The organism is Candidatus Zixiibacteriota bacterium, assembly GCA_016933955.1.
Classification (GTDB): domain Bacteria; phylum Zixibacteria; class MSB-5A5; order GN15; family PGXB01; genus JAFGTT01.
This window is the reverse complement of sequence record JAFGTT010000015.1, coordinates 92,685-119,618: the sequence shown is the minus strand read 5'-3', so window position 1 is coordinate 119,618 and position 26,934 is coordinate 92,685. Positions and strand designations below refer to the sequence as shown.

General features: G+C 48.0%; 23 protein-coding genes. 7 read left to right on the top strand and 16 right to left on the bottom strand.

Annotated elements, in window-relative coordinates; genetic code table 11:
• Window positions 1–74: 74 nt before the first annotated feature.
• Window positions 75–2,219: a Cache 3/Cache 2 fusion domain-containing protein gene (locus JXQ28_05475; GenBank protein ID MBN2277178.1), complete on the top strand. Its 2,145-nt coding sequence runs from the start codon at window positions 75–77 to the stop codon at window positions 2,217–2,219.
• 99 nt (window positions 2,220–2,318) lie between these two features.
• Here JXQ28_05475 and JXQ28_05470 read toward each other — a convergent pair whose 3' ends face one another.
• Complete coding sequence (locus tag JXQ28_05470; GenBank protein MBN2277177.1) at window positions 2,319–2,900, bottom strand: hypothetical protein; 582 nt, start codon at window positions 2,898–2,900, stop codon at window positions 2,319–2,321.
• 234 nt (window positions 2,901–3,134) lie between these two features.
• Here JXQ28_05470 and JXQ28_05465 point away from each other — a divergent pair, with 234 nt between their 5' ends.
• Both JXQ28_05465 and JXQ28_05460 read left to right on the top strand, forming a co-directional pair.
• Window positions 3,135–4,097, top strand: a complete 963-nt coding sequence (locus tag JXQ28_05465) for a hypothetical protein (protein MBN2277176.1) — start codon at window positions 3,135–3,137, stop codon at window positions 4,095–4,097.
• A 12-nt stretch (window positions 4,098–4,109) separates the two neighbouring features.
• Window positions 4,110–5,417 carry a hypothetical protein gene (locus JXQ28_05460; protein ID MBN2277175.1) on the top strand — a complete coding sequence of 436 codons (1,308 nt, stop codon included), beginning with the start codon at window positions 4,110–4,112 and terminating at the stop codon, window positions 5,415–5,417.
• Between the two features lie 20 nt (window positions 5,418–5,437).
• Here JXQ28_05460 and JXQ28_05455 read toward each other — a convergent pair whose 3' ends face one another.
• Window positions 5,438–5,641 (bottom strand): hypothetical protein, encoded by a 204-nt coding sequence (locus JXQ28_05455; GenBank protein MBN2277174.1) that lies wholly within the window; start codon window positions 5,639–5,641, stop codon window positions 5,438–5,440.
• Between the two features lie 102 nt (window positions 5,642–5,743).
• Between JXQ28_05455 and JXQ28_05450 the strand changes: the two genes are divergently transcribed.
• Window positions 5,744–7,144: a hypothetical protein gene (locus JXQ28_05450; protein MBN2277173.1), complete on the top strand. Its 1,401-nt coding sequence runs from the start codon at window positions 5,744–5,746 to the stop codon at window positions 7,142–7,144.
• Between the two features lie 130 nt (window positions 7,145–7,274).
• Complete coding sequence (locus JXQ28_05445; GenBank protein MBN2277172.1) at window positions 7,275–7,481, top strand: hypothetical protein; 207 nt, start codon at window positions 7,275–7,277, stop codon at window positions 7,479–7,481.
• Here the strand turns inward: JXQ28_05445 and ligA are convergent.
• The 10 genes from ligA to JXQ28_05395 form a co-directional block, all read right to left on the bottom strand.
• Window positions 7,478–9,484 (bottom strand): NAD-dependent DNA ligase LigA, encoded by a 2,007-nt coding sequence (gene ligA, locus JXQ28_05440; GenBank protein MBN2277171.1) that lies wholly within the window; start codon window positions 9,482–9,484, stop codon window positions 7,478–7,480. The genes JXQ28_05445 and ligA overlap by 4 nt on opposite strands.
• Window positions 9,485–9,519: 35 nt before the next feature.
• Window positions 9,520–12,495 carry a DNA polymerase III subunit alpha gene (locus tag JXQ28_05435; protein ID MBN2277170.1) on the bottom strand — a complete coding sequence of 992 codons (2,976 nt, stop codon included), beginning with the start codon at window positions 12,493–12,495 and terminating at the stop codon, window positions 9,520–9,522.
• On the bottom strand, window positions 12,464–13,678 hold the full coding sequence (gene dinB / locus JXQ28_05430; GenBank protein MBN2277169.1) for a DNA polymerase IV: 1,215 nt from the start codon (window positions 13,676–13,678) through the stop codon (window positions 12,464–12,466). Before dinB ends, JXQ28_05435 begins: the two co-directional genes overlap by 32 nt.
• A gap of 56 nt (window positions 13,679–13,734) precedes the next feature.
• Window positions 13,735–14,295: a hypothetical protein gene (locus JXQ28_05425; protein ID MBN2277168.1), complete on the bottom strand. Its 561-nt coding sequence runs from the start codon at window positions 14,293–14,295 to the stop codon at window positions 13,735–13,737.
• A gap of 7 nt (window positions 14,296–14,302) precedes the next feature.
• The gene (gene ybgF, locus JXQ28_05420; protein ID MBN2277167.1) at window positions 14,303–15,073 is read right to left on the bottom strand and encodes a tol-pal system protein YbgF; all 771 of its coding nucleotides are present in this window, start codon (window positions 15,071–15,073) and stop codon (window positions 14,303–14,305) included.
• 13 nt (window positions 15,074–15,086) lie between these two features.
• Window positions 15,087–15,602, bottom strand: coding sequence for a peptidoglycan-associated lipoprotein Pal (gene pal / locus JXQ28_05415; GenBank protein ID MBN2277166.1), 516 nt, complete (start codon window positions 15,600–15,602; stop codon window positions 15,087–15,089).
• A 139-nt stretch (window positions 15,603–15,741) separates the two neighbouring features.
• The gene (tolB, locus tag JXQ28_05410; protein ID MBN2277165.1) at window positions 15,742–17,064 is read right to left on the bottom strand and encodes a Tol-Pal system beta propeller repeat protein TolB; all 1,323 of its coding nucleotides are present in this window, start codon (window positions 17,062–17,064) and stop codon (window positions 15,742–15,744) included.
• 4 nt (window positions 17,065–17,068) lie between these two features.
• Window positions 17,069–17,776: a TonB family protein gene (locus tag JXQ28_05405; protein ID MBN2277164.1), complete on the bottom strand. Its 708-nt coding sequence runs from the start codon at window positions 17,774–17,776 to the stop codon at window positions 17,069–17,071.
• On the bottom strand, window positions 17,773–18,192 hold the full coding sequence (locus JXQ28_05400; protein MBN2277163.1) for a biopolymer transporter ExbD: 420 nt from the start codon (window positions 18,190–18,192) through the stop codon (window positions 17,773–17,775). The genes JXQ28_05405 and JXQ28_05400 overlap by 4 nt, the downstream gene beginning before the upstream one ends.
• Window positions 18,192–18,914 (bottom strand): MotA/TolQ/ExbB proton channel family protein, encoded by a 723-nt coding sequence (locus JXQ28_05395; protein ID MBN2277162.1) that lies wholly within the window; start codon window positions 18,912–18,914, stop codon window positions 18,192–18,194. Before JXQ28_05395 ends, JXQ28_05400 begins: the two co-directional genes overlap by 1 nt.
• Before the next feature lie 222 nt (window positions 18,915–19,136).
• Between JXQ28_05395 and JXQ28_05390 the strand changes: the two genes are divergently transcribed.
• A complete protein-coding gene (locus JXQ28_05390) occupies window positions 19,137–19,343 on the top strand; it encodes a hypothetical protein (protein MBN2277161.1) in 207 nt (68 codons plus the stop codon).
• A 129-nt stretch (window positions 19,344–19,472) separates the two neighbouring features.
• Here JXQ28_05390 and JXQ28_05385 read toward each other — a convergent pair whose 3' ends face one another.
• The 4 genes from JXQ28_05385 to JXQ28_05370 form a co-directional block, all read right to left on the bottom strand.
• Window positions 19,473–20,600 carry a hypothetical protein gene (locus tag JXQ28_05385; protein MBN2277160.1) on the bottom strand — a complete coding sequence of 376 codons (1,128 nt, stop codon included), beginning with the start codon at window positions 20,598–20,600 and terminating at the stop codon, window positions 19,473–19,475.
• Window positions 20,601–20,635: 35 nt separating this feature from the next.
• Window positions 20,636–21,412 (bottom strand): hypothetical protein, encoded by a 777-nt coding sequence (locus JXQ28_05380; protein MBN2277159.1) that lies wholly within the window; start codon window positions 21,410–21,412, stop codon window positions 20,636–20,638.
• 16 nt (window positions 21,413–21,428) lie between these two features.
• The gene (locus JXQ28_05375; GenBank protein MBN2277158.1) at window positions 21,429–23,297 is read right to left on the bottom strand and encodes a glutamate mutase L; all 1,869 of its coding nucleotides are present in this window, start codon (window positions 23,295–23,297) and stop codon (window positions 21,429–21,431) included.
• 180 nt (window positions 23,298–23,477) lie between these two features.
• On the bottom strand, window positions 23,478–24,626 hold the full coding sequence (locus JXQ28_05370) for an FAD-binding oxidoreductase (protein ID MBN2277157.1): 1,149 nt from the start codon (window positions 24,624–24,626) through the stop codon (window positions 23,478–23,480).
• Window positions 24,627–24,885: 259 nt separating this feature from the next.
• On the opposite strand from JXQ28_05370, the gene JXQ28_05365 reads away from it, so the two are divergent.
• Complete coding sequence (locus tag JXQ28_05365) at window positions 24,886–26,634, top strand: chloride channel protein (protein ID MBN2277156.1); 1,749 nt, start codon at window positions 24,886–24,888, stop codon at window positions 26,632–26,634.
• Window positions 26,635–26,934: the final 300 nt, after the last annotated feature.

Sequence of the window (26,934 nt, the reverse complement as noted above, 5' to 3'; positions counted from 1 at the left end):
CTGGAGGCCATTTATAACAAGCCAACATATATAACACATTTTAATATAATTCATAAACAACGGATGGTACAACTATGAATCTGCGTTCAATGCAATCCAAAATTATCATGCTTTGTTTGGCAGGTGTGGTTTTCACATCGTTGATCATCATAGGCGTGACGTTCATCAAGAAAGAGACTGTCCAAGGTGAAGTCGAAACCGTTCAAAACGACATGGAAACCGTCGTCATCGATATCGCCAAAGGTGAGGCCGGTAAAATCACCAAAGATGTTTATCAAATGTGCGTAGTGATGCAACAGATGCTCGAGAAAAAAGTCGAATCGGACCTCAATGTTGCCCGTAAAGTATTAAATGAAACGGGAGAAACTTCTTTTGCAGAGGAATCAGTTGAATGGGAAGCCATCAACCAGTATTCCAAAGCCTCCTCAAGGGTAAAACTGCCCAAAATGTATGCCGGGAAAACCTGGCTGGGACAGAATACCGAAGTTTCCAGATCATCGCCCGTGGTTGATGAGGTTAAAAACCTGGTGGGCGGAACCTGCACCATATTCCAGCGGATGAATGATAACGGGGATATGCTCCGGGTTTGCACGAATGTCGAAAAACTTGACGGAACCAGGGCAATCGGGACATATATCCCGGCGGTCAATCCGGATGGGACGGCCAATCCGGTTATCTCCGCGGTGATGAGGGGGAACACCTTTACGGGGCGGGCATTCGTCGTTAATGCCTGGTATATAACTTCGTACGAGCCGATAAAGGACGATAACGGCCGGGTGGTCGGAGTTCTTTATGTCGGCATTAAACAGGAAAATGTGGAAAGCCTCCGAAATGGTATAATGGCCATAAATGTTGGTAAGAGCGGTTATGTTTATGTTCTGGGCGGTAGTGGGGATATTAAAGGTCATTATATAATTTCCAAAGGCGGCCAGCGTGACGGTGAGAATATCTGGGAAGCAAAGGATAGCGACGGACGTTATTTCATTCAGGACATTGTCAGCAAAGGTCTCCAGACGGAAAACGGATCGGTGGCTTATGTCACTTATCCCTGGAAAAATACCGGTGATGACAAGGCGCGTAATAAAATTGCGGCAGTGACATACTTCAAGCCCTGGGACTGGGTAATCGGGGCCGGGACATATGAAGACGATTATAAGGATGTCCAGGAACTGGTGCGGCAGTCGAACGGGAAAATTACGGCGGCTATCAACGGCATGGTTATTCTGGCGGCAATTGTAGCGATGGTGCTGGTGATTATTTTTGGTCTTTTATCGTTTTATTTCGGGCACAAAATGGCCGGTCCGCTAAATCAGGCCATCAGCAATTTGACCTCCGGGGCCAGCGAAGTAACCTCAGCCTCCCAGCAAATATCTCAATCCAGTGAAATTCTGGCGGAAGGAGCTTCGGAGCAGTCGGCGGGAATTGAGGAGACCTCGGCCTCGCTCAAGTCGCTGGAAAGCCACGCCAAAGACGGTGCCGCGAAGACACAACAGGCGGCGGCCAATGCCGGTGAGGCCCGTGAATCCGCCAGCCAGGCCGGAGAGGCGATGCAACAGACGGTCAGTGTCATGAGCGATATCAAATCCTCCTCCGATCAAATCTCGGGAATCATTAAAACCATCGAAGAGATTGCCTTTCAGACCAATCTCCTGGCTTTGAATGCGGCTGTCGAAGCGGCTCGTGCCGGAGAGCACGGCAAAGGTTTTGCGGTCGTAGCGGAAGAGGTTCGTAATCTGGCCCAGCGGGCGGCCACGGCGGCCCGCGACACCTCGGACTTAATCCTTGGAAGCACCCAAAAGGCCAATGCCGGAGTGGAAGTGGTCAATAGGGCGGCTCGGGCTCTTACTGAGATAGAGAAACAGATCGAATCAGTCACCAGAATATCAGGGGAAGTCCAGCAATCTTCGGAAGATCAATCGGTCGGTATTCAGCAGATAAATGCGGCTGTCAGCCAGATGGAACAGGTTGTTCAGCAGGTGGCGGCCAATGCCGAGGAGTCATCGTCTGCCGCGGAAGAACTGGCCGCCCAGGCCGAACGGCTTTCCGAAATAGTCGATGATATCGCCGGAGTGGTTGAAGGCCGGACGGTTATCAGAAAAGCCGAAAAGCGGACTTCTATTGCGAAGACAATCCAATACACCAAAACGCAATCCGGCATAAAGGCAGCGTCCACAAAACCTCAACGAGAGGAAATCTTCAGTGCCGTTTCGGATGATTAAATTCATTTGAATAAGGTCATAACCTTCTCAAACCAAGAAAGGCGCCGATTCATTTCTCCGGCGCCTTTGATTTATCGCGGCTATGTTTCAATCATTCGACTAATTCGAGAACCATTCCAGTTGCTCTAATTCGGGAATTTCGTCAGAAAGTTCCTCGGTCAGTAATTCAAGCTGGTCAGCCAGAGTCTCCAGTTCATCGGCCTTATCCTCGAGTTTTGCCGCCCGGGCCTCAATCCGCGCGGATTCGGCCTCAAGTTCTCTTTCGAGATCATCTTCGTCATAATCGGTAAACAGTAATTTTAGCACCCCGCCCATCGCCTTCAGGCCGACTTTGGCTCCCGCCACACCAATTTTCGCGCCCTCATAACCGAGATCCTCGGCGTAGATCACCAGTTCCATGGTCTTATCATAATATTCGGCCAGCAATTTTTTCTGTTCGGGAGTGGTTTTAATGAGATTACCATCAATATAAAGTTCATAATCTTCGGTAATTATTACGCGGCAGAATCCATTACCTCTATTGGTAATGACAACATCATTGTCATCCACATCGATATTGATATCATCCAGATGGCAATTATGCTTAATATCCACCGCATGAAAACGACTGCTGGTTTCAGCGGCCCGGCTGATTGAAAATAAAAGCATTAGGCCAACAATTGCGATAATTGACTTTTTCATATGATATCCTCCCGATTTCCGATGAATTCTTTACCATTATAGACGAAAATGCCTGGTTGCAGGTTTCATTTGTTTTGGCCGTATAAAAAATGATTCATGTCGTTTTCAATTTCCGGGTGGCTGAAACCTTTTTAAGGTTTATGCGTATTCGATTGATAAGGGGCCGGTCTTCCCACCTCAGACCGGGTCGGACGTGTTTGGACATGTAACATACCTGCTTATTTCGAGGCAAGAATGCAAAATCATAAGATGTTGATTATTTCACTATTATCAATCTCCCTGATTTCGCTGGAACTGGTCTGGACCAGGATATTTTCCGCGGAATTTTTTTATACCTTCGCATTTTTAATATTATCACTGGCGATTCTTGGTCTCGGATTGGGAGGCCTGGCCCTGAGATTATTTCCTTTTCTTAACCGAGGTAATAAAGTCGGTCCGATTCTTTCACTGGCGGGTCTGGCGGCCATTATCAGTCCTCCGTTTGTATTTTCCTTAGAATTAAATTTTTCGGAATTACTGAATGGCTGGCTGATGGTAGGAAAGGTGGGGCTGACAATCTTGATTCTAAGTTTGCCTTTCTTCTTTGGAGGTATGGCCTTATCCCGGATTTTCAAGGAGAACAGTCACAAAATAACAAAATTGTATATGGCTGACCTTCTCGGGGCCGGTCTCGGAGTGGTTGTCGCAATTCTGCTGATGAACCGGTTGGGGACACCGGTGACGACCTTTGTGGTAACTGCACCGCTTCTGGCCGCGGCTTTTATTGCCAGCCGGGGCTGGTTAAAAAGCCTCCCGGTTATTTTAACGGCGGCGGTTTTCTGGTTAAGCTGGATGGCGCCGGGACTTCTGGCACTTGAGAGGCAGGAACACGGGCGGGTGATTTACACGCACTGGGATGCCATGTCGAAAATAAAACTGTACGATTTCGATGGGGTTTATCGGGGTTTGAATATCGATAATATCGCCAATTCGCCGGTTTATCCTTTCGATGGTGACTGGAATAAACCGGATTCGGAACTTTTCCAATATGGTATCGATGTTAAATATCTGATTGACCAATTCGATTCCTGCACGTTTTTATCCCTTGGAGCGGGGGGAGGAGTCGATGTTCTTCAGGCCCTGCAATACGGGGCAACTGAAATCCATGCGGTCGAGATCAACGGTCATATCAACCATATGATGCTCTATGGCGATTAATCGGGGTATATATTGAGTGATTCGTTAACGGAGATTATCACTCTTCCGGAATATACGGGGCGTATCTATCATGATCCACGGGTGATCGTTGCATCCGAAGATGGTCGAGCCTATGTTAAACGGTTTAAGAATAAATTTGATGTCATTTATTCTCTGAGTTCCAATTCCTGGGCGGCCCTGGCCTCAGGAGCATTCGCACTTGCCGAAAATTATCTCTTTACCACCGAAGCCTTTGAGGACTACTGGCGGGCGCTCTCGGACAGCGGGTTTATAATGATGGAACATCAGTTTTATATGCCGCGCCTGGTTACTGAAGTGATGGATGCCCTGAAACGATTGCAGGTGGCCGATCCCGGTGATCATTTTGCAGTTTACAACCTGCCCAAAATGCGGCGGAATATGCTGCTTCTGTCAAAACGTCCGCTGACCGATGAAATAAGAACCCGTGCGTTCGGTGATCGAGCGGCTGATGATTATGGCTATTATTATCTTCTATACCCGGCGGCCGATTCGGCGGGCGATAATCTGATTGGCAGAATTGTCCGGGATGGCTGGGAAAAGGTGTCCGACTCGGCGGCCATCGATCTTTCTCCGGCCGCCGACAACCGGCCGTTTATCGCCCAGATGGGCCTCTGGAAGAACTTCTCAATTAAAGACCTGAAAAAGGTTTTGCCTTATGAATTTTTCGGTTTTCCTCTGGCCAAGGTCATCATTGTAATCATTCTGGTGGTGGTCCTGTTATTGATAATTCCGCTAAACCTGATTCCATATTTCTTTAAAGGGGACCGTCTTCGGACGGTACCATGGCTTTATTATTTTGCTATCGGAATGGCCTTCATAATTGTCGAGATTGTCCTGATTCAGAAATACGCCTTATTTATCGGGCCCTCCATATACAGCATCATAGCGGTTATGTTAACTCTGTTGATCGCCTCCGGTATCGGAAGCAATTTCGCCGGGAAGGTCAGTCATCATATTGCTTTTCCTGCAATTATAATCTGGCTTATTCTTGATGTTACGATTTTTAAATATATCATTCATGGTTTAGGCGATTTAACCATGTCGCCGAGAATCTTGATAACATCGTTTCTTATTCTTCCTCTCGGTGTTTTTATGGGGATGCCGTTTCCCAAGGCGACTCTGAAGGTCGGTTCATTGGTTGATTGGGGTTTTGCGGTCAATGGAGCCGCCTCGGTATTCGGGTCGACATTGATAATATTAATAGTTTTCACTTATGGATTTAATATGGCCCTATTGATCGGGGCCGGTATGTACCTGGTTGCCTATATATTAATATTAAACAAACGTATGTGGGAATAACTGACCTCATTTTCTGAGCGTTAAAACGCCGCCGGGTTCAAAGTGCTGGATTCGGCGGTCCTGAGATAGAGAATCTCATGGATAAGCAGTCCCCCCTGGGTGACTAACTTCACCATGAGCGGCCGGGTTACCTCACCCGGCGGCGACAGGGCCGGGGTTTCTCCCAGCCCCGGCCTGTTTGATTTCTTGACAATAGGCATCAGTAAAACTATATTGTCGGCCATTGGAATTCATTTGATTCAACTTACATAGGCGGGCATCCTGATTTCCAGTAGTAGATTTATTAAGATGAATGATCTAGGTTATAGCGTGAAGGGCGTTTAACTATGAAGGTGACTTTGTGGAATATTCTGGTATCGGTGATATTCGCCACACTGGTCGCGGTTATTTCGATCTGCCGCGATTTGAGAAGCGGGATAATTGTAGGTCTGTCCCTCATTATTGCGACAATCATAGCGCTTTATGTAACGCAGTTAATTATTGATAAAAAAGACGGAAAAAAGAAATCGGCTGATGGCAAAATTCTTGATTCACGGGGCCGGCCATTTTCAGATAGAGGTGATGATAGAGAATGGCAATTTCCGTTCTTATTCAGCTTTTTACGTGGTAATAAACTGGGCTTTTGGAGTGACCTTCTATTTCTTTGGCCGGCAATATTTTTCCTGATTGCTATTTATAATTTCATTTTTGAATCTTTGGGATCAGGTCCGATGAAAATGGATTTTCTTTTTTTTACTTCAGTTCATATGGTAACGCTTTACCTGGCCATGTATATGATATACCATAAACGAAAAACCCCCAGTTACAATATTATTAAAAATATAACAATAATTATTACGTTATTATTTGGTCTCCTCTTAATGATTCGGGTTCCTCTATATGCATCATATTTAACAGATTCGGATTATTTGTTTCAATATCGAATAGACAATATTATGGAACACCGTTATCGGATGTGCCACAGCCCATATATGCCTGAGGCGGTATATAAGGCCCTTAAAAGATCATTTAATATACCCTACTTTCCGGAATTATTGGATACCGGAAATACATACCAGCGGGCTATTGTCTACGGCATACCAATCGGTGACACCGGAATAATCGCTTATGAATATGTGGGGGAGTCAAATTCCGATAAAAGGACAAGGTTCAATTGCCTGAATCATGGTGAATTAAGAAATGATTACCTAAATGACAATTTATATTTCCTATCTCTCCCGGACGGTGAAGAAATTTGTCCCAATCGAATATACCCTCTTAACAACTATCGTGGGGCGGCGATATATAGTTCCATTAATTTGCCGCCGGAATTTCATTTTATCCGGTGGTTTAGTTTACCGGGATCAATGACAAACAAGAAGGAATTCTTTATTTTTGATTTAAGCTGTATATCTAACTTGGAGGGGGAGGTCAAAATTATTACCATCTGGCCAAATGATACCGAAGCGGTATTTGAAAAACAGGCGCTTTATCAGTTGAGGAGAACCCAGACCTTGTTTGATTGGATATTGGCCAAACCCTATTATAAATATAGTAATGATACATTGGCCAAAATTGAGTTGGCAGACATAACGGATATAACTCAAAAGGACTCATTGTTGCATAATCTTTCATACCGTGAAAGAAAATTCAATTACGAAAATGTTAAGATCCTACAGACCAGCTTGGATTCACCGGGTGGCGGATGCTGTTTTTTGCTAGAATATGAAACAAAAAAGGATGAATAGCGTAGTTTTTTGTTGACAATAATATATATAATGTATATTAAGTTTATCCGATGGACCGGAAAGTCGATTTATTTTCGGCTGAGTGGTCATAAAAGCCAAAAATAATGCCGATTATATTGAGGGAGAGTCAATGGTTAAAGTTATGGCCTTGGTTTTAAAAAGGATTAGGTTACCTTTTTTCGGAGAGCATGTTGTGGTGAGTGATCATAAAGATAAAGAGGATTTTAAGATATTGATTTTCTCTCAAGCTTTTCTGCTGATCGGCGGCATAGTTGCATTGCTTGTTCTGCTTTTTAGTCCAGGGGGATTGCTGGAGAAATTATCTCCTTTTCGCTAAAGCATCGCCAGGAATTCTTTTTCTTCGATTATTTTGACTCCGAGCTTTTGAGCCTTTTCATATTTGCTTCCGACATCCTCGCCAGCCAGAAGATAATCGGTTTTCGCCGAAACCGATCCGGATACTTTACCTCCAGCATCCTCGATCATTTTTTTGAAATGCCCCCGAGGCTTCGATAGAGTTCCGGTAATAACAAAGGTTTTACCGGAGAGGGGTGTTTCCTTTTTTTCCGTCAGAAAATCGGGAAACATGACCCCGGCGTTTCTCATCTTTTTTATCATTTCGCGATTTCCGGGATTGGAAAAATAATCGACGATCGATCGGGCAATGATCGGCCCGATACCATCAACGGCAACCAAATCTTCATAGGTAAGAGCGGTTATTCGATTGAGACTGCCGAAAGTTCGGGCCAGAAGTTGTGCGGCGGTCTCGCCAACGCCAAAAATCCCGAGGGCGACAATAACATTGGGCAACTCCCGGCTTTTTGACTGCTCGATGGCACGGAGAAGATTTTCCGCCCGTTTGTCGGCCATTAAATCGAGGGTAAGGAGTCTTTCTTTATCCAGGTAGTAGATATCGGACGGGTTCCGAACCAGGCCGCGTTCCACCAGCTGGGTTGCCAGTTTGCCGCCCAGACCTTCGATATCCATGGCATCTTTGGAGGCAAAATGAAAAATCCGCTCGATTACCTGGGCCGGACAGGCGGCATTGAAACACCGATAAGCCGCCTCGCCCTCGGGACGGTAAACGGGCATCCCACATGACGGACATTTATCGGGCATAACAATTCTTCTTTGCTTACCATCGCGACGGTCCTCGATTACGCGGACAACATCCGGGATAACATCGCCGGCCCTTTTTATAATGACGGTGTCGCCGATTCGGAGATCGAGTTTATTGATTTCATCCTCATTGTGCAGGGAAGCATTGGATACAGTAACACCTGCTACCCGGACCGGTTCCAGTTTGGCGACCGGGGTGATTATCCCGGTTCGGCCGACCGAAAACTGAATATCCTTAATCACTGTTTCCGCTTCCTCGGCGGCGAATTTCCAGGCGATGGCCCAGCGGGGCGCGCGCGAAATTTCGCCCAGTACCGACTGTTCCTCGAATTTATTGACTTTAACCACCATACCATCGATTTCATAGTCCAGTTCCGGCCTGATTTTTTCCAGTCTCTCGAATTCCCCGGCAATGGCTTGAATACCACTCAGTTTGTTACAATACTCATTAATTCGAAATCCTTCCCGGCCCAGAAATTTCATGACTGTTTCCTGATCCCCAAGTCCGGGCAGATCGGTGGCCGATATATTGTAGGCGTAGAATATCAATGGTCTTGACGCAGTTACCTTAGAGTTCAACTGCCGGATTGATCCAGCGGCGGCATTGCGGGGATTGGCAAAAGGCGCTAAGCCATCGGTCACTATCCGCTCATTCAACTTCGCGAACGCCGATTTAAGAATAATAACCTCGCCCCGAACTTCCAGCAGGGGGCAGTCCATACTTGCCTTGTCGGATAGCCGAAGGGGGATGGAGCGAATGGTTTTCAAGTTGCGGGTGACATCTTCGCCACGGGTCCCATCGCCCCGGGTTGAACCGACCGTCAGAAGCCCGTTTTCATAAACCAGTTCCACCGCCAGGCCATCCAGTTTTGGTTCGACAAAATATTCGATGTCGTGTTCCACACCAAGGCCGTTTTTAACCCGCCGGTCGAATTCTTTGAATTCTTCGGCGGAAGTCACCTTTTGAAGCGAGAGCAGACGGACCCGGTGGGTAACGGTTTCAAACTGGGGCAACGATTCCCCGCCGACCCGCTGTGAGGGTGAATCCGGGATGACGATATGAGGATAGTCCATTTCGATTTTCAGGAGGCGATCGAACAGGCGATCATATTCGGCATCGGTTATTTCCGGCCGATCATAAACATAGTACAGCCGATTATGGTACTCAATCTGCTCTTTAAGAGATTCATATTCCTTTTTTATCTTTTCCGGAAGAGACATGGCAGAAATAAAATTTATAGCCAGTTATCTGTCAACTAAATATACCGGGCTTCCTTCAAACCGGTGGGGCAGGGGGTAAGTTTCCGGGCAATAATGGCAGTGTTACCATCATCGACATTAATCTGCCCCTCGATTGCGAGATAACGGTATTTCCTTATCAGTTCAGCGTACTTCATATAGGTATCCGGGAACAGAACCACTTCGAAGGTATCTTCCAGGGTGTCGAAGGTTAAAAACACCATGGATTCGCCGTCGCGGGTTTTAATCCGTTTCCGGTCGGCCAGCCATCCGGAGATGTTGATAGCGGTTCCATCTACCGGATGGTGCCATTGTCCGGGAGGCGGCGACTGGTAATCCTCAATCATAGTCAGGGGATGAAAGGATGCGTTCAGGTCCAGGATAAATTGCTCGGTGCGGAAAATATCATACCGGCTGAAGGGAACAAGGGGCGGGAGATTTTTGGGATTGGCTGATAACGCCTGGCCATTAAAAAATCCACCGCCTTTTGCATTTGTTTTCCCTCCATTCAGGCGGAATTGCCAGAGAAGACGGGGGCGGGAGGTCTCGAGAGAATCGAAAAAACCGACCCGGATCAGACTTTCCATATCTCGTTCGCCAATTTCCACGAGTGACAAAAACTGACCGAAAGAATTGAATGGCCGGGCTAATTTAATTTGCTTGATGACCGCCGATGACAATTCGCGAATACGAGACAGGCCGAGGTAAATTCGTCCGTCATACAGAGTATCCACGATATCGGAGATGTTAATATCGGGCGGCATGACAGTCACTCCCAACCGTCGGGCTTCGGCGACATAAACCGCCGGGGGATAATAACCGCCTCCATTACGCAGGACTGCAGTCATAAAAAGGGCCGGATGGTGGGCCTTGAAATAGGCCGATTGATAGGCCAGATGGCCATATGTGGCGGCATGAGCTTTGCAAAATCCGAAGGAGGCAAACTGGCGCAGTTGGGCCAGGATATTATCCGCCGTGGACGTATCAATACCGTTGCGCTCGGCCCCATCAAGAAATCGGCGGGTGAGTCGGTCGCCATCCGACTTTTTACGTAATTTGGTAATAGCCCGACGCAAAAGATCAGAAGCGGCCAGGTTAAATCCGGCAATCAGGCGGGCGGCCAGAATAACCTGTTCCTGATAGATAAACACGCCATGAGTCTCTTTCAGGATTTCGGCCAGATTAGGGTGGGGATAGACGGTCTTTTCACGGCCATGAAAGCGGTCAAGAAAAATTCGTTTCATACCGGATTCGGAAGCGCCGGGACGAATGAGAGCAAGGGCCAGGGTGATATCGTTTAAAACCTTCGGCCTGAGGTCTTTCAACAGGGCCCGAAGGCCGGGCGACTCGATTTGGAAAACCCCAATGGTTTTACCTTTTTGAAGCATGTCGTAGGTTTTTTTGTCATTCTCCGGAATATTATAATTGATCCCTTTGATTTCCCTGACCGCCTGATAGCAATCGGCAATCACGGCCAGTCCCCGCTGTCCGAGAATATCTATCTTGACCAGGCCGATTTTTTCCGCCTGATACATGTCGCCCTGAGTCACGATAGTACCTTTGGCGGCCGGTTCCAGTGGGATATAATCGGTTAGCGGTTGAGGCGTAATCACAACTCCCCCGGCATGAATACTCAGATGGCGGGGCAGGCCATAAATGGATTGAGCCGCCTCAAGAAACGGCCGGAAACGATTCAGATCAGATGGCAGTTGATCGGGGAGAGATTCGGGGAACCGGCGATTTACAAACGGGTGGTGGGGAATCTTTTTAATAAGGCGGTCGATTTCTTCAGGATCCAATCCAAAAGCCTTAGCCGTTTCACGAATGGCCAGACGCGGTTGAAAATGAATATATGATGCCATCATTGCCACCCGATCGGCACCATAGCGGCGATATATGAAATCAATGACTTCATCACGCCGCCGCCAGTCAATGTCCAGGTCGATATCGGGGCAATCCGAACGGGCCTCGTTTAAGAAACGTTCAAAATACAGGCCCTCGCAAACCGGGTCCACCTGGGTAATCCCGAGGCAATACGAAACCAGAGATCCGGCCGCCGAACCTCGTCCCACCACGGCGATATGGTTACTTTTGCAGAAGTTGATGATTTCCCTTACGATCAGGAAATAATCCACAAAGCCGGTTTTTTTAATGACTGAAAGCTCATACTCCAGTCGGGCCTGATAACGGCCATTCGCCCGGATTATTCGTTCCCGCAAACCATCCAGGGCGGTTTCATAGAGAATCTCAAAGTGATCCCCGGAAAGGCCGATATCGGGCAGGATATTTTTTCTTTCCGGAAAAGCCAGATAACATCGGTTGGCCAGATTCCCACTCTCAATCAGTGCCTCGGGGAAAGTTTCAAAGAAACGGTTGTACCATTCAGGCGGATGAAAAAACTCAAGACGGCCGGCCGTTTGAGAGGCAGGGAGATTATCAAGCAGAAATCCGCCCGCAATGGCTCGAAGAAGTCGATGGCAGTCGAAATCCTCGGGCCTGAGAAAACTGACCGGGGGACAGGCCACCATGCAGAGACCGGTCTCCTTTGCCCGTCGAGCGGTTTTGGAAGGCTGATTGAAGGTCAAAGCGAGATACATATTATCCCCGAAGATTTCGCGCAACTGCGGCAGGGGTGAGTCGGCTTCTGCCAGGCAAACCAGATGGGCGCGATACTCATGCAGAATTTCGCAGGTTGGAGGCTGTTGAAGCTGATAATGGGTTACCAGGCGGGAGAGATTTTTAAAACCATCATAATTTTTACATAACAGGCAAACCATACCAAGGGCGGTGGTGAGCCGGACCCCGATGATCACCTGAAGACCCAATTCAAAGGAATTATAATACAGGTCATAGGCCCCATAGAGATTATTGGTGTCGGCCATGGCGATCGCCCGATAACCCAGTGAGGCGGCCGTCTCGATTAACTGATCCGGCGAGGCTGTTCCATAAAGGAGCGAAAAACTACTGTGACAAACCGGGAGTGCGAAGTTCAAAACCATTATCCCCCTGTCGGTATCGTGATGATAGGGCAAATGTCCGGCCGGTCATGAGGGCAAAAAAACCGGCCCGACCCCGGGTGAAGTCGAGGCCCTTCAATAAACGGCGATTTTTTTCGATCCGATCATCGAGAAAGGATTCATTGTCAATATGATTTTTTAGACCCGAAAGACTTACCCCCACCAGACGGATTCCCAAACGCCGGATGAAGGTTCGCCGAAACATGGCTTCCACAATCGGGAAGATGACCATTTCATCATCGGAAACCGGGGTGATTCGGGCCGATACAACGATGGTCTGGAAATCGGAATAACGAAATTTGATGCGTGCCGTTGCGGCTTTTTTGGATAGTCCTCGGAGTTTTGCGGTCGCTCGCTCCACTAGATAATAGAAGTGTGACAGCAGAAGTCCGCAATCGGTGATGTCCTCGGCGAACCCGGTTTCACGACTGACCGAGCGAATGACCCGATGGTCTTTCAAGGGCAGGCCATCCTCACCGCGGCAGTAGGCGGCGATTTTCAACCCATTAACGCCAAAAAGGGTTTTAAGATACGATTCCGGAACGGCGGCCAGTTGCCCGGCCGTTCGAATCCCCATCTCGCTTAATATTTTTTCGGTTACATGGCCGATTCCGGGAATACGACAGAGAGGTAATTGGCTGAAGAATTGTTGTATATGGTCCGGTTCAATAATTGTAAGACCCATCGGTTTCCGATGTTCCGAGGCGATTTTAGAGGCCACGCGGCTGGGGCCGATTCCGATTGAGGTTGGCAGAGAGAGCGTTATCCATACCTGTTTTTGAATATCCCTGGCCAGAGCGTGATTTCCAGCGAAATGCCGGATGGTTCCGGTGATATCAAGGCAGGCTTCGTCCTGCGATATCTCCTGAATCTCCGGGCTGTACCGATAGAGAATGTCATAGAATCTTTTAGAATAGTCCTGATGGCGGTTGAAATCACCCTTGAGAAAAACACCGTCAGGGATAAGCCGCGCGGCATTATGGAGTGAAGTCCCGGTGTAGACCCCCCGGGCTCGAGCCTCATAACTGGGACAGGCCACCACGCCCCGTTCATGTTTCAAACCGCCAACCATGACCGGCCGTCCGAGCAGGCTGGGATTGATGGCCTGTTCCACCGAGGCGAAGAAAGCATCAACATCGATATAGAGAAAAACACGCATTATATCCTCCGCCATTAATAACGGAAGAAGGCGCCCGGAATGGCATCACATCTCAATCACATCCGTGGAGTCGGTACAGATATCGGCGGGTGTCCGGGAACCAGCATCCCTCGGACGGTCCGGCGCCAGGAGAGGATTTCCTGGCCGGCCAGATCATCGACAATATCCCGAGCCCAGATGGCCACCAGATGGTTAGCGGTGTCGATTTGAGCGATCAGGTTTTCAGCCAGGTAATAATTATGTTCGGCCGGCCCTTCGCTGAAACGAAACATCAGGTGCTGGCGCGAGCGGTCACAGAAAGTGATGGGATTTTTGATACCAAGGCGAAAATCCAGAAAACGAATGTCGGCTAAGAGGGCGGTTTCCGGGGCAATAAAATTTCGGGTAACCCTCCAGCGTCGGCGGGGCAGAGTCAGATCCAGAAAAAGAAGACGCCCATCCCGGCTAATATGAAAAGAGAGGAATTCGGAGTCGAGGAAGGAAAAGAAGCGCGGCCTTTCCCCGGGGTATTCGACCGGAAAGTACAGAGCCTCTTCCTCGAGTTGATAAAAACCCCGACCGCGCGGGATAAAGTCGGTCGGGGTATGGACTCGAACATTCAGGCTTTTAAGAAGCATGATACAATTATTTGAGTTCTTTCAGTTTCTCCTTGGCCTGTTCGGCCTCGAGCGTACCGGCATACTCATCGACCAGTTTCTGAAAGGTTTTCCGAGCCTCAGTCTTCTGTCCCAGTTCTTCATAAGAACGAGCCATTTTATAAAGAGTAGCCGGTTTCTTTTCGGAATTGGGATAATCTTTCAATAACAGGTCGAATTCGCTGATAGCCTCTTTAAAACGCTCGGTGGAATAATATGATTCAGCTATCCAGAAGCGGGCATTGTCAGCCAGTTCCTGTGTGGAGCAATACTTGAGGTAATCGTTGAATCCGCCAATAGCCTCGTCATACTGTCCGCGCCGAATATTGATAAAAGATTCATCATATAACTCCTGGCAATTGATTCCAGGTGTTACCGCCTGAGCTGCCGCGGAATCGGAAACTCCGGCCGGACCGGTTGATGTCGGCGGTATTATTACCCCCGGAGACGTTCCCCGCTCGGCCATGTAGTTTAATTTCTGCTGCAGATCGGTCATATTCGCCTGCATTATCCGAAACTGCTCCATCAACTCCGACAGAGACGTTCTTATCTCGGCGCGTAATAAAACGGACTCATCGGTATCGGCCGACAGAAGCGAGTCAAGATGATTGATCTTCCGGGCGGTTTCTCTTTGTTCGGTCCACATCCGGTTGACCTTTTCATCGACAATGGCTACATCCCGCTTCATGGCGCATCCGGCGAAAATAACGGCCACCATGACAGCCAGCAGACCGATACGTATTTTGTCAAATATCAACATTATATTCCAAAGGTTACTGCGAGACTATTTTAAACTCACAGCGACGGTTTTTGGCCCAAGTCGATTCATTACTACCCTGAACCGCCGGCCGCGATTTACCATAACTGATCATCGACATCCGGTTGGGGGCTATTCCCAAACTCTTAAGGTAATCCATGGCTGAATTGGCCCGCTTCTCACCCAGAGACAGGTTGTATTCAACCGTTCCGCGTTCGTCGCAATGGCCCTCAATCTTGATTACGACCGTGGGATTATCTTTCAGAACCCGGGCATTGCCCTCGAGCGCCTTCTTGGCCGAGTCAACCAGATTGTACTTATCGAAATCAAAATATATGATTGCGAAATCGGACGCCTTGACAGGGACGATTTCGGGTTCCGGTTCCGGGATCGGTTCCGGTTTGACTTCGGGTTCCGGTTCCGGTTCGGGCTCGATAGTGACGACCTCTTCGACAGGTTTTGGCCCGCCGCCGCAATTGATCAGATACAAAGGCAACATTAAAACAAGCATGAATAATACGAGCTTTTTCATTGTCTCCTCCTTGAATTTTATACAGCATTTTTAATATTATTTTCCGTAAAATCCGCCAATCGATCGAATTTTATGAAATTTTATATATATGGTCAAGTAAAATCCCCTCTATCCGCTCATACCCCTCCTGTTAAAAGATTTAATTTTTATAAGGCGACCAGGCGGGATTGGTATTGCCCCCGCCGATTGTTATTTTGCGCTGATTGTGACCGAAAAGATCCATCGTGTAAAGCTCTTTCGATCCCAGCCGGTTCGAGGAAAAGACAATATGATTCCCGTCGGGCGAAAAACTGGGATTTTCATTGTCACCGATCTCGGTCAAAATCCGGAAATTCCTTCCGGTCACATCAATTATGCATATTTTAAAGTTCCTGTCCCGGGTAACAAAAGCAATCCGGTCTCCCCGCGGTGACCAGCAGGGTGAGTCATTGTAATTGCCGCTGAAAGTAAGACGTTTCAGATCGAAAAATTCAATATCCATGATATATATCTGGGGTGATCCGGTTCGATCTGAGGTAAAGGCCAGTTCCTTGCCATCGGGAGACCAGGTCGGCGCCGTTTCAATCGCCCAGCTGTAACTGAGCCGCTTGATGATTTTGCCTTTCCGGTCGAGCAAATACAATTCCGAATTACCATCCTTACTTAGGACACAGGCGAACGACTTGCCATCGGGCGCAACGGACACAGCGGTGTTGAGTCCGGGATAATCAGTTATTTTGTCGATGTGATTGTCATTCAAATTCAGCATGTATATCCGCGGTTCGCCATCCATGTAGCTGGTAAAATAAACATACTCACCGTCGGGCGTAAAACGGGGTAGAAGATTAATCGAGCCATTATTGGTCAGCTGCCTTTCATTCTGACCGTCATAATCGGCGATGTACAACTCTTGAGCACCATTATCCAGATCCTTGGAATAGACAATCCGGGTCCGATAAACTCCCTCATCGCCGGTCAGGAATTTATAAATATCGTTGGCGATTTGATGAACCAGGGTTCGATAAAATTTTTTCTCGGTTTCCATACGGTTTTTATTGATTTCTTTCCCGGATTCCGTCGAGAAAAGGCGGTATCCCAGGCGGATTTTATTCTGTGGGTATTCGACTTCAAGTTTGACGACATAAGATGCGCCGAGACGGGTCCAGGCCAGCATGGTCATGGTTTCGATTTCCATATGACGCATGAAAAAGGTGTCCAGCGGAACATTTTCGAAAAACGGCGAAAAATCGAGATCATTCTGGAGAATAATTCCGCAATTTTTCATTATTACCGAATCGGCGGCGGTTATATACTCGATACCGATATATCGGGCTTCCTCAACAGCAATGCGGGTCGGTTCGAAACTGACCTTTTCGGTCAATCGGCCGCGGACATCGCGAACCGATATTCCTTCCTGAGTCATGGCAGTCAAAGGCAATATCAATACAAAAAACAGCAATAAAATTCGTCTGCAAGATTTCATTTACCTATCCTGGTGAATATGGAAATTCCAAATGTATCCCGATAATTTCATCGGTAAATTCGTTGGGCAGCGGGGGCAAAGGCTGAGCCAGATTGACGGCTCTTTCGCAGGCGCGATCGAAGGCATCAATTCCCGAGGACTGCTCGATTTCGACTCTGAGTATTTTCCCCGAGCGAATTACCTGAAAATATATAATACAGCTTAACGGGCGATTGGCATAAACCGGATTACTCCAGTTACGCTCGATTTTGGTGAAAGCCTGGACAAACCAGTAGGGGTAATCGAAAGATGAGTTATCAATAGCGGCGGAACCAAATTTCGATCCGGGCCCGAGATTCTGGCTGACGTCTTTCTGACCCTCTGCGGTTCCCGATTTGGTTTCGGTTCCTCTGGCGGCATCCGGATTATACGGTTTATCTTCAGTTTTTGGCTTCGGCTTGGGTTTCGGTTTGTTCACCGGTTTGGCCTCGGTCACCGATTTGGCTTTAGGAATGAAGGCAATCTCATTATCGGCCACGAGCGCCTGAGGAATCGGCAGGGGCTCGATTTTAACAGGTTCCTCTTTTGGAGCCGGAGCCGGCAGGGATGCCAGGCGGACATTGATAACCTCGCCCAGGTCAGTATTAATTCGCGGCTTAAACGGGGTTATAATGACCATGACGATTATAATGGTAAAGTGTAGAAGAAATGATAATATTATATCCTGCTTCATCTTCGCCGTTTCGGGATATCTTCCTCCTTGGCGGTAATCAAGCCCAGGTCTTCGATACCCATTAATTTTAGCCGACCGATAACATCCACCACCGTTCCATAGGGAACCAGCGAGTCAGCCCTGAGAAATACGGATGATTTTCCCAATCGACGTAATTCGCGATCGAGATTCTTTTCAAAATCGCCCAGTTGCGACCAGACATCATTGATAAATACGCCGCCCTTACGATCGACCGTAATTACGACGCCTTCGGCCTGTTCACTGAGGGCTGCGGTTTTGGTCATGGGCAGTTCCACTTCAATCCCCGATTGAAGCAGAGGAGCCGAGATCATGAAGATAATTAAAAGAACCAGCACGACATCAACCAAGTTGGTGACATTGATCTCGGCCATAGCCCGATATTCGCGTTTTCTCATCAGGTCATATCCTTTTTGATGCGCGTCATAAACTCGAGGGAAAAGTTTTCGGACCGGTCGTAATAGAATTTGAGTTTATTGCTGGCCCAGTTATAGGCAACGACCGCGGGAATGGCGGCCCCGAGACCAACGATCGTGGCCAGCAGGGCCTCGGCTATTCCGGGTGCGACTACGGCCAGCGAGGCCGAACCGCGTTCACCAATGGACCAGAAAGAATCCATGACGCCGACCACCGTACCAAGTAAACCAAGGAAAGGCGAAGCATTAGCGGTGGTGGCCAGGAAAATCACCCGCCGCTCCAGAAAGCCTATTTCTTCGGCCACCGAGCGTTCCAGCGTCATCCCGATTATTTCTATCTCTTTATCGGTCAGGGGGTCCACTTTGTCCGATCCCTCGGAAGTTGTTTGTTTGGATGAAACAAACTCACTGATTTCATTATAACCATTGATAAATATGCCGGCCAGGGGGGTAAACTCAAGCGTTTTGGCCTGATTCATTATACCGGAAAGTTTTTTGGTTTTTCTGAAGGCGGCCAGAAAAGTGTGATCTTCGCGCTCCACCCGGCGAAAAAGACGCCACTTGTTGAACATGATCCCCCATGAAAAGAGGGAAAAACAGAGTAAAATGGCCAGAATGATACTGCCGAAGAGGCTTGATTGTCCTATAATCTGCCAGACGCCTCCGGAAAATAAACCGGCCGCGATTATCATTGAATATTCCATACCTTTCCTTTTTTATACAAAAGCAATTATACCGGTCCCGCATCAGGGCCGACAATCCAGCCTTAAGCGTTTTCGTCTGATTATTATACAGAGGAGCGTATATAGCGTCAACAAAAAGCGCAAAATACAGGGCAAAATTTATTAAACTTTTTGTTGACTTTTAGCCCTGATACTTTTTATTGCGCGAGTTCATAATTAAACTCTAACATTGGGAGACCAACTATGAAGAAACTGATGGTAATTATTATGGCCGGCCTGTTATTGGTCGTCTTTATGACCAGTTGCGGCAAAAAGGAAGAGCCAAAAACGGAACCTGCGGTTCAGGAACCGACCGAAGTAATGACCGATACCACTGAGATTATGGATACGACGCAGGTGATGGATTCCACCATGATGGAAAAACCGGCGGGTGCCACGGAAGGTAAATAGCATTTTGGGGCTCTGGTCTGATAATGACCTAATGATTTCAGTTAAAAGTTTAAAGGTCGCCGGAAGGCGACCTTTTTTATAAATCCTATTTGACATGATCGACTCATCCTCTGAGCCGATTTTTATTTTTCAAGATTCCAGCATCTCAACATTAGCACGAGGGACAATGGCCTTTTTACCGTCATCGAATTCGACTTCGAGAACTCTGGCCGATGAACCGGATTCGAGCCGGGTCAATTCCGGCGGCAGGTTGGCAACTTTACCCAGCATCCCAAAATAGGGGTGGCGGATTACCCTTACTGGTGTCCCGATATTCAGGCCCTGCTCTCGGTAATCGGCATCCTTGATGGCCGCATGGACGTCGCCCTCGAAGGGAATAATCACCTCGGGTCGAATGACTCCGGCCCGGATCTGGGTGGCTCCGTTGATACAGGCCAGTTTGCCCTCTTTCGATTTAAGCAGATCGAATGTCTTTTGGGCCATATTGATCTCCCCGAAACCTTCGGTAACAATCAAGGTCACCCCAATTTCTTCGGTTCCGGTAATGGCTACACCGATATCATAACCGAGGAAATCCCGCAAATCTTTGTCATCGAAACCGCCCACAATAATCCCGGCGGCTCCAACCTTGACCGCTTTCCTGATGGCGTTGGCGGTAACCAGGGAACCTCCAACCACCACTTTCCCGCGAAACTCCTCGGTGATATGGCTTTCCCGCAGAATAGTGATGTTGTCGGGGACGGCCATTTTTATTTCTCCGTGGGTTTCGCCGCCGATACCGAAAATACCCTGTACAAACGAGCCCCAGGCGGCCACGGTAATACCCTCACGCTCGAAAACATCGATAACCTCACCGGTTAAATATGCCCTGACGGTGACCGGGATGGGGGCACCGCGGAGTAGAACCTGGCCGGTGACCTGGGAGATCGATTCAATAGTGCCGCTTATTTTGGCTTTGCACTCCGATTTGAACAGGCCGAAAAAAGATTTCGAAAGGGCAATCACTTCACCCTCTTTTACCCTGTCGCCCTGCTTTTTAAGCATTGTATCCCTTATATCCTCAGGTGGAATTCCGAGGATATTGGCGACATTAATCGGTTCCACGGGACCCGGCAAATCGGTCCGGGCGACAATATCATCAGGCGAAACCTTGTCGCCCTTTTTTACCACCACCTCACCCTTGAGGGGAAGGATACGATTCTTTTTTATGAGAATCTTTTCCGTTACTTTCAAACCTGGAGTATATGCATGACCCATTTTATTCGCCTCTTATTGGAATCTTTTTAGTCCGGTTATTTCCTTTTAAATATGAAAAATATTATTGCCGCCAGCAGAATGATCGCCAGAACAATAATCAACACGAGGATTATTCCCGATGAACTCAAGTCTTTCGTGCCGGGTTCGGGAAAATCTTCTTCATCATAGTCGTCCAGTTCACGCTGGGAGACATCAACTATTTTGACTTCTTCTTTGGGAGCGACTTTGTCGAGATCTCTGGTCGAAAAGGAATTGAAAATACTCAGAAAATCGGGACGAACATCTTCATACATTTCCTTGGGAGCATAACACAGAAAAATCGCCACGCCCTTATCATAAAACCTTCGTATTTCCAGGAGGATTTTGTCGATATATTCCGATGATACACGGCCCTTGACCGCGATGGCCCTGAGTTTCCTGTCGTAAACCGGCTGCCCCAGATTAAAATTCCGATCGGTGCCGGTCAGAGACCCTTCGATATAATCACGCCCATATTCTTTGGATAACTGGTTGACCACCGAGTCTATCTGACGATCAGATAATTGCCCGGCCGGATCGAAAGAGAGAAATATATACGGCATCTCAAAAAACGGTTTGTCCGATTTCATAGCCAGAACGGCGTCATAGTCGAATTCATCGGGATTGATTTCCTGGGTTTGAAGGAATATATTAACGGTACGGTAGGAGACATGGTACCAGCTATCGGGATATTCAACGTAATAGCCGGCTTTCCAGTCAATAAAGACCTCTGCCGTCAGAAAGGATGGCATCAAAATCAGGCAGATTAAAGTTACAATCCTGAAAAATTTCATAATAGCCGCCTTTTTATTATCTGTCCAGCGCCTGGGCCGGGTAAATGTCCAGTTCCATCATCCATTTTTTCAGGTTTTCCACCCGGGTTTTTTCATCTTGGGGTAGTTCGAAGGGACGTCCCCGGCCGTCAAGAATGATTCCCACCACGCCTCCGGCCAGTTCGGTTACGACTTTGTCGCCTTTGCCGTTACCGAGATCCAGACCTCGGGCCGGTTCCAATTCGGCCTTAGCTTTTTCCGGAAGACCGTTTTCGGCCACGCCCAGTTTAATAAGTTTCATCTCGCCAAACTGCAATGTGCCTGATTCCACCTTGCCATCGGGGAGAGTGATCCGATAATCCATCATGGGTCCGGCCTTTTTCATATCACCGACCGGAGCGACACATGACCCAAGATGAATAAGACAATCTTTCTTAAAGACTTCGGTCGCCGCCTGGGGCTGAACCGTGGTCAGGACACCAAGTTGCGGCATCATGAAAATCGAATCGACAGCTAAACGAGTGACCCCTTCCGGCAGAAAAGCATCAATCAACATCAGGGCGGCCTGATTCCGTTTCGGAGCATGCGATAATACTCCCCCGGAACCAACCAGAATATCCAGGGTCATCATATTGACCAGAGTTTCTCCTGAACCTTTCTGTTCGAAAGCATCGGCGATGGTCCGCTGTTGCTGAACACCTTTCAATACGGTCGCAAAGTTTTTGTGCTGTATAAATGCCAAGCGCAAAGCCTCTTTGGCGATAGCCTGTTCAAAAATCAACTCCTCCATAGACTGTGGTATAGTGGTCGGGCGGATCATTTTATTTTTGACGCGATTACGCAGGTCGCGCTCATCCATGGAGAAGGGGACCCAACGCATGACATTCGGCAGGGTGGCTTCCGCAAAAACATTCGAAACCGAATAGCTCATACCCAGATTGGCGGAGACGGTGCGGTTGAAAACACCCTCTCTTGTACCCGCCTCTGTCTCCGGACGAAAAACCGAAAAAACGTCAGTGGTGGCTCCTCCGATATCAACTCCGACAACTTCGATATTTTCCATATCGGCGATGGTTTTAATAATCAGCCCGACGGCACCGGGAGTCGGCATAATCGGAGCATCGGTCCAGGTCATCAATTTGCGATAGCCGGGCGCCTGGGCCATGACATGCTCCATGAACAGATTATGGATTTCTTCCCGGGCCGGGCCGAGATTCTCGCGTTCCAGTACCGGTCGAAGATTTTCGACCATTTTCAGATCGACCTTATCAGCCAGAGTTTCGCTGACAGCCTCCCGGGCATCTTTATTTCCGGCATAAATAATCGGTAACTGATAACCGGAACCCAGACGGGGTTTGGGATCGGCGGCGGAAATCAATTCGGCGATTTCGACCACATGGGTAGTTGTTCCACCGTCTATACCGCCTGACAGGAGAATCATGTCGGGGCGCAAATGCCGAATCCTCTCTATTTGCTGATGGGGCAAACGTTTATCATTGGAGGCGATAACATCCATAACAATGGCCCCGGCGCCCAGGGCGGCGCGCTCGGCCGATTCGGCGGTCATGGAACGAACCACACCGGCCACCATCATCTGCAAACCGCCTCCGGCCGAGGAAGTGGAAATATAAACATCAGTGCCGGTATTTTCTCCCTGCACAGGTGAAATCACCCGACCCTCATCATTGAGAAGTTTACGTCCGGAGAGCTCTTCTACCTCGGCGATGGCATTTAAAACTCCCATGGTTACATCCTCAAATGGGGCCTCAACGGTGGTTGGCGCCTCACCTCGGACGATCAGACGGTATTCATCACCGCGTTTTTCGATCAGGATCGCCTTGGTGGTTGTCGAACCGCAGTCGGTTGCCAGAATCACCTTGATATCTTCAGGTTTCATTTTTGCCATATTGTATTCCTGCCAAAGTCTGATGTTTTCATCTTTCAGTCTGCGGCCGCTTCTTGCGGATTCCAGACTCCATTTTAAAGCCCCCGAAGCGGGCATTCAAGAACTATATAAATAATAAAAAGCACCCATAATGTAAACTGATTTTTTCGGAAAGCTTTTGCCCTGGAATATATCCGGGTCTCAGATCACATTGGTTTCCACCACCGCTTCACCTCTGGAGAACCGGCTCGGGTCCAGAGGTGAAATGTCGATGCAGGGTCCTTTCCCGCTGATCATTTCGGCCGCCACGAGTCCGGCCGCCGGAGCATGCATCAATCCATGTCCCGAGAAACCATTAACCAGGAACAACCCTTTAACCCTGTCGGAATATCCGATAATGGCATGATGATCGGGTGTCGTTTCATATAAACCGGCCCAGCTTTTGGCCATTTCGGCGGTTTCAAGCCGCGGTACCCGATCCAGAGCTTTCATAATAATTTCATCCGAATAATCGGGATCGACCGACTCATCGAAAGCCGGTTCCACTGACGGATCGGCCCATCCAAGTAAAAGGCCGGGCGATTCCTTATGGAAATATAGCCCGGATTTAACATCGACCACCATTGGGAAAGTCGGTTCGATATAATCCAGCGGACCGGTAGTGACGATTTGACGGCGGATCGGTTCCACCGGGACTTCATCTCCGGCCATCCGACCGATAATTTTACCGTAAGGGCCGGCGGCGTTTACGATCAGAGGAGTGTCGATATCGCCTTTGTTGGTAATGACGCCCATAATCGCCCCGCCTTCGGTCTTAATACCGGTAACCTCGGTTTCGATTTCAATTGTGACTCCGAACTTGCGGGCGGCCGAAGCATAGGCGTTAATCATATCGCTGGGATCGGCGATGCCATCATCATTGCAGAAAGTGGCTTTGATTATATCATCGGTTCGTACCGGGGGGGCCAGCCTATTGATTTCAGCCGGTTCCAGAAGATCGACTTTAAGGCCCAGTGACCTCTGCAATTCAACGGCCTTCATGAAGCGGGACAGCTCATCCTCATCGGAGAGCAAGAACATATATCCGTTTTGATCAAAGACTATGGGATAGCCGGTTTCTTCTTCAAAATGGACCAGCATTTCTTCCGATTTCATCGACATTTCAATATTTATCCTGGTCGAAAATTGGGCGCGGACACCGCCGGCGCATTTCGCCGTGGCTCCGGTACCGAGGAACATTTCCTTTTCCAGTAAAATGACTTTGCCGCAATTATGGCGGGCCAGCTGGTAAGCCACTGAAACGCCAATAATGCCGCCTCCGACCACAATTATATCAGCTGTTTTGCTCATTTTCCCAACTCCGGGTATCTGAAGTTCATAAAAAACATAGTGAAACTTTTCACTTTCTGATGTTCAATTTATCCTCTTTGCCTGATAAGTCAAGCAAAAAGGAAGGGTTTATCATAGGGAAGGAACTGTCTTCCGATGGTCGGGAATAAGATTATTCCTAATCTTCTTTTAGTCTGTATTTTTATAATATTTGGGGCATAAATTATTGAATATCAAAAATATCTTGATATATATGTTTTTTGTAATAAATTTTTGAACCATGCTGAAGGATGCCCTGTCAAAACTGCATTTGCGTTATCATCCCTCGGAAACGCAGATACTTATCACCATGTCCATCATCGTCGGTCTGGGAACCGGGCTGGGTGCTATTGCTTTTATTAAACTGATTGAATTCTGCAAGCAATTATTTTTCGAAACCTCGGAAGCGACTCTGACCAACCTGATCGGCCATTTTGATTACTGGATAGCACTGATACCGATGGCGGGAGGAATCCTGGTGGGTCCGATCGTTTATAAATTCGCGGCCGAGGCCAGAGGACATGGGGTTCCTGAAGTAATGCTGGCGGTGGCTCGTAAAGGAGGCGTTATCCGGGCCCGGGTCGCAGTGGCCAAGGCGATCGCCTCGGCCATATGTATCGGTTCGGGCGGATCGGCCGGTCGCGAGGGACCGATTGTCCAGATCGGTTCAGCAATCGGATCGACCATCGGGCAGTTGTTCAAAATGTCCCAGTCAAGAGTGAAAATTTTGGTCGGATGCGGCGCTGCGGCCGGTATCTCGGCGGTTTTCAATGCGCCGATCGCGGGAGTTATTTTTTCTCTTGAAATCATCATGGGCGATTTTGCAATAAAAACTTTTTCACCGGTTTTACTGTCCTCGGTTCTGGCTTCAGTTCTGACCAGGACGTTTTTGGGAGATCATCCGGCCTTTGATGTTCCCAGCTACAGCCTGGTTTCGGCGTGGGAAATGCCCCTTTATATGATTCTGGGCGGGGTTTGTGGCGTCGTGGCGGTTCTCTTTACGGTTTCTTTGGGTAAAGCCGAGGATTTATTCGAGAAAATAAAAGTCAACGGCATGCTCAAACCGGCTATCGGCGGTTTATTGCTTGGTATTATCGGGGTATATTACCCGCAAATTTTCGCCGATGGCTATGAGACAATCAAACTGACGCTCTATGGCAATATGATTGTATGGCTCACCCTGCTTTTAATATTCCTCAAGATTATCGCTACCAGTTTGACGCTCGGATCGGGAAATTCAGGAGGTATTTTCGCCCCATCCTTATTTATCGGCGCCGTAGCGGGAGGCACGTTCGGTTTCTTCGCTCATAGCCTATTCCCAATGGTAACGGCTACCGAAGGCGCCTATGCCCTGGTGGGTATGGCCGCCCTGGTGGCAGGCACTACCCACGCCCCGATAACGGCTATCCTGATTATCTTCGAAATGACCAGTGATTATCGGATTATTTTGCCGCTGATGGTGGCGGTGGTGTTTTCGACTCTGGTGGCGCGGCATATCTACGAACCCTCGATATATACCATGAAACTTATCCGGCGCGGGATCATTCTTAAGGGCGGGCGTGATACTGCAGTTCTAAAAGGTTCCCGGGTGGCAGAAATTATGGATGAAAAGTTTGATACCATTCCCGCCGATACTCCGATGGCCCATATTCTTGATCGCATCGCCGGTTCGCGAGGAACGACTCATATGGTAACGGATAGCACCGGGCGGTTTGTCGGGATTCTTTCTTTTCAGGATGTCCTGGGGATTCTATCGGAACATACACTCGATTACCTGGTCATTGCCAAGGATGTCGCCACGACCGACTATTTGACCGTTTTCCCGGATGAAGATCTTGATACCGCTTTGAGAAAAATGTCGGTCAAAGATTATAAATTGCTGCCAGTGGTTAATCGGAACGATCCGACAATTATCCTTGGTGTTTTACGGCGCGAGGATTTATTCCATTATTATAATAAGAAATTACTCGAGACTTTTGACAAATCATAAAAATAATTTCAAAACATACCGTTATTTTTTCGGTTCGATTCTGCTACGGTTAAGATAAATAAAAATCCCAACGGATTTTGGAATCATTTATTTTTGATACAATAAATAATCGCAAAAATTCCAACACCCGTTACATCATATTGTGTTCGTTGATGTCATTGTTCCCCACATATTGATTATTATGTTTTTCCGGAGAATCCGGCCGCCTTGCTTATGAGCAAATTCTGCTTGACTTATCCAGTTTATTTCTTTTATTGGATAATAAGTAAAGGAGAATTACGGTCAATGGATTGACCCTGA